The following is a 3621-nucleotide window of genomic DNA, read 5'->3' on the forward strand; positions in this document are numbered from 1 at the left end:
CCTCCGGCGGCGCGCTCGCCGCCGGAGGGGAGGATCGTCGCCGGATCAAGCGAGGAATCGTCCGACCTCGACCGCGAAGTCCTCGACGTGCTGGAACAGGAAGCCGTGCCCGGCATCGCTGTAGAGCACGATCTTCGCGTTCGGCAGCCGCTGCGACATCGCGTACGTGGCGTAGGAGTGGATCATGACATCGTGGGCGCCGTTCGCGACCAGTACCGGCAGCGTCAGGTCCTGCTGGCGATCCCAGAACCCTGCGAAGCCGCCGATGGCGGTCAGCTGGGCGCGGTACGTCTCGAGCTGAACCTGCGCCTTCGACTCGGTCAGCCGCCGGTCGATCCTGCGCAGCGAAGCGACCCCCGCGGCCCGTGCTTCTTCCGTTTCGGGGAAGAAGAGGTAGAGGTAGTCCTCGTCCGTGTTCACCTCGTGCGCGAGCACCTCGTTGACCCTGGCGGGCGGTTCCGGAAGATCGGGCACGCCGCCGGCCGAGCTGCCGGCCACGATCAGGCGGCGGACGAGGTCCGGCGCGCGAAGGGCGACGCCCTGGGCGACGATTCCGCCCATTGACCAGCCGAGCACATCGACCTGGGGCGTCCCGATCGAACGAATGAAGGCGATCGCGCCGTCGGCGAGGCCCTCGATGGTGTTCGGAACGGTGCCGGTCGAGGCGCTGGTGCCGCGGTTGTCGAAGATGATGACCTCGCGGTCGGCCGCCAGGCGGTCGAGCAGCGCCGGGTCCCAGTGGTCCATGGTGCCGCGCAGCCGCATCAGCAGGACGAGCGGCACCGTGCCTACCGGCCCGAAGCGCCGGTAGGCGAACCGCTCGCCCTCCGGTCCGTCGACGAACCGGGTCTCGGCCTGATCGGCCAGGTAAGTGGACATGTTTCTACTCCTTGCGACGATGGACCGGCCACGATGCGCCGGTACGGTGGGGGCTCTGCGGCCGGTACGGCGGACGCCCTCGCAGCGGGCCGTCCGGGTCGGATGGCACCTGGGCGGACCTCCGTACGAGGGGTCAGGACGCTATGAAGCGCAGCAGGTCGGCGTTGAACCGGGCTTCGTAGGCGCTGCCGACGATGCCGTGCGGTGCGCCTTCGTACACCTTGAGGTGGGCGTCCTTGACCAGTTCGGCGGTCTTGATGGCGGAGGCGGCGATGGGGACGATCTGGTCGTCGTCGCCGTGGATCACGAGGGCGGGGACGTCGATCTTCGCGAGGTCGGCGTGGAAGTCGCTCTCGGAGAACTCGTGGATGCAGTCGTACGCCGCCTTGACGCCGACCTGCATGCTCAGCAGCCAGAACGCTTCGCGGACGCCTTCGGAGATCGTCGAGCCGGCGCGGTTGGCGCCGTAGAACGGCATGCTCAGGTCCTTGTAGTACTGCGAGCGGTCGGTGGCGACGCCGGCCCGGATCTCGTCGAAGGCGGCCAGCGGCGTGCCCTCGGGGTTGTCCGGCGACCGCAGCATGATCGGCGGGACGGCGCCGAGCAGGACGACCTTCGACACCCGGTCGGTGCCGTGCCGACCGATGTAGCGGGTCACCTCGCCGCCGCCGGTGGAGTGGCCGACCAGCACCGCGTTCCGCAGGTCGAGGGTCTCCAGCAGTTCCGCGAGGTCGTCGGCATAGGTGTCCATGTCGTTGCCGTTCCACGGCTGTGCCGAGCGACCGTGCCCGCGGCGATCGTGGGCGACGCCGCGATAGCCGTTGTCGGCGACCAGCTTGAGCTGGCCGTCCCATGCGTCGGCGTTCAGGGGCCAGCCGTGACTGAAGACGACCGGCCTGCCGGCGCCCCAGTCCTTGTAGAAGATCTGTGTGCCGTCCTTCGTGGTGAACGTGGCCATCTGGGGTCCCTCGATTCCGGATCGGTGTGCCCGACGCGTTGCCGGCCGCCGTCCATGTTCGTCATGGGAACGCCGGCGAGGCATCCGACGAATGACTGACCGAGCCGCAGGCTCCTCGGTCTCAGACGGAGGCGTCCGGCTCCAGCGCGGCGCGCAGTTGGGTCCGGTTGCTGATTCCCAGCTTCGGGAAGGCCTTGTACAGGTGGGTCGCGATCGTACGGGGGGACAGGTAGATCCGGTCGGCGATCTCCCGGTTGGTCAGCCCGGCGGCGGCCAGCCGGGCTATCTGCAGTTCCTGGGCGGTGAGGACCGCCGCCGGGCCGGGTGCTCTCCGGTGGGCGGGCGTCGTCTTGGTCGCGCCCGGCGTGGCGGGCGGCCGGACGGTCGCGATCCCGGCTGCGCGCAGTTCGGTCGTGGCGCGTTCGGCCCACGGGCCGGCGCCTGCGGCGTCGAACACCCGCAAGGCGGCGCCGAGGTGCCCGCGGGCGTCGATGATGCGCCGTTGGCGGCGAAGCCACTCACCGTAGGCGAGGCGCGTGCGCGCCAACTCGAGAGGGCTCGGATTCTCGTCGGCGGTCGCCAGCGCCGCCTCGAAGTGCTCTGCGGCATCGGCGCCGGACGCGACCTGCGCCAGGCCCCTCCGCACCAGGTTGTCCAGGTACGGGCTGCGGAAGGCCGCGGCCTGCGCGGACGCTCGCGCCAGCAGTGGCGCCACCTGCTCGGCACGGCCCGTGCGCACCGCGGCCTCGGTCAGGTCGGCGATCGCCCAGAGGCCGGTGGTGGGGTGCGCCTGCACGGCGTTCAAGGCGATCCACGCGTCCTCGTAACGGTGCCCGCCCAGGGCGACCAGGCCGGCCGCCCAGCTCGCCCGAGCCTTGATCACCACGACGTCGTCGGAGCCGAGCAGTTCCCGGCTCTGGCTGACCGCGGCGAGCGCGCGGGTGTCGTCGCCAAGCCAGGCGTAGGCGCGGGCCGTGGTGGTGGCGGCGTCCGCTGCGCCGATCCGCAGTCCAAGGTCCGTGCTGATCCGCAGGCCCAACTCCGCGTCGGCCAGCCCCTCCTGCAACTGCCCGGAACAGACCCGCACCAGACCTCGCTCGCGCAGCATCCACGACTCGTCGCCCGCGGCGCTGGCGCGGTGAAAATGGTCGACCCCCATGCTCCAGGTGTCCAAGGCGGTCGACAGGTCGTGCAGGGCCTCGGTCATGAACCCCACACCGACGATGATCTGTGGTCGGCTGGGCCGGTCGGTCTCGTCCACCAGGTAGGTGTCCTGGATGAAACCCGACAATCCAGGCAGGTGGGGCCGGGCCTGGGACGCGTTCTCGGCCGGGTGGAGCAGCACCCTGCCCATGAGGGCGAGGAGACCGCCGTTCCCGTCATCGGCCGCGTCCACCGCCTGCCGAAGCCGCTCCCGCTGGTCGTCCGGAAGCACGTACACCCACTGCCCGCAAGCCGCCGTGGCCAGCACGCGCAGCCGCTGCACCCCGTTGGCGTCACCGTGCGGGCCGGCCAGCCGGTCGACCAGGTCCAGCAGATCGTCGATGGTGTGCCCGGGGACGGCCGCGGTGCTGGTCAGCGCCACCTGGGTGAGCGCCAAGTCAGCGAGGACGGCCGGGTCGGTCGCGAGCGGCCGGGCCTGGCGGACGAGCAGCGCGCTGTCGCCCACCGCACCGGCCTGGCGAGCGATCTCCGCGGCGGCCGCGAGCCGGCGCCCCGCCTCGCCCGCGGCGGGGGAGAGGGCGGCGGCCCGCCGCAGCGCCGCGACGGCCTCGGCGAGCGCG

The 3621-nt window shown here is 71.6% G+C and carries 3 protein-coding genes; all 3 read right to left on the reverse strand.

The window, feature by feature from the left end:
- Positions 1-45: 45 nt before the first annotated feature.
- Positions 46-879, reverse strand: coding sequence for an alpha/beta fold hydrolase (locus ABZ914_RS48500; protein ID WP_500201377.1), 834 nt, complete (start codon positions 877-879; stop codon positions 46-48).
- A gap of 133 nt (positions 880-1012) precedes the next feature.
- A complete protein-coding gene (locus ABZ914_RS48505; protein WP_500201378.1) occupies positions 1013-1837 on the reverse strand; it encodes an alpha/beta fold hydrolase in 825 nt (274 codons plus the stop codon).
- 121 nt (positions 1838-1958) lie between these two features.
- Positions 1959-3621: helix-turn-helix transcriptional regulator (locus ABZ914_RS48510; RefSeq protein ID WP_500201379.1), on the reverse strand; the 1663-nt coding region annotated here is incomplete at its 5' end.

The sequence above is a fragment of the Spirillospora sp. NPDC046719 genome (genome assembly GCF_040645715.1).
Lineage (GTDB): Bacteria > Actinomycetota > Actinomycetes > Streptosporangiales > Streptosporangiaceae > Spirillospora.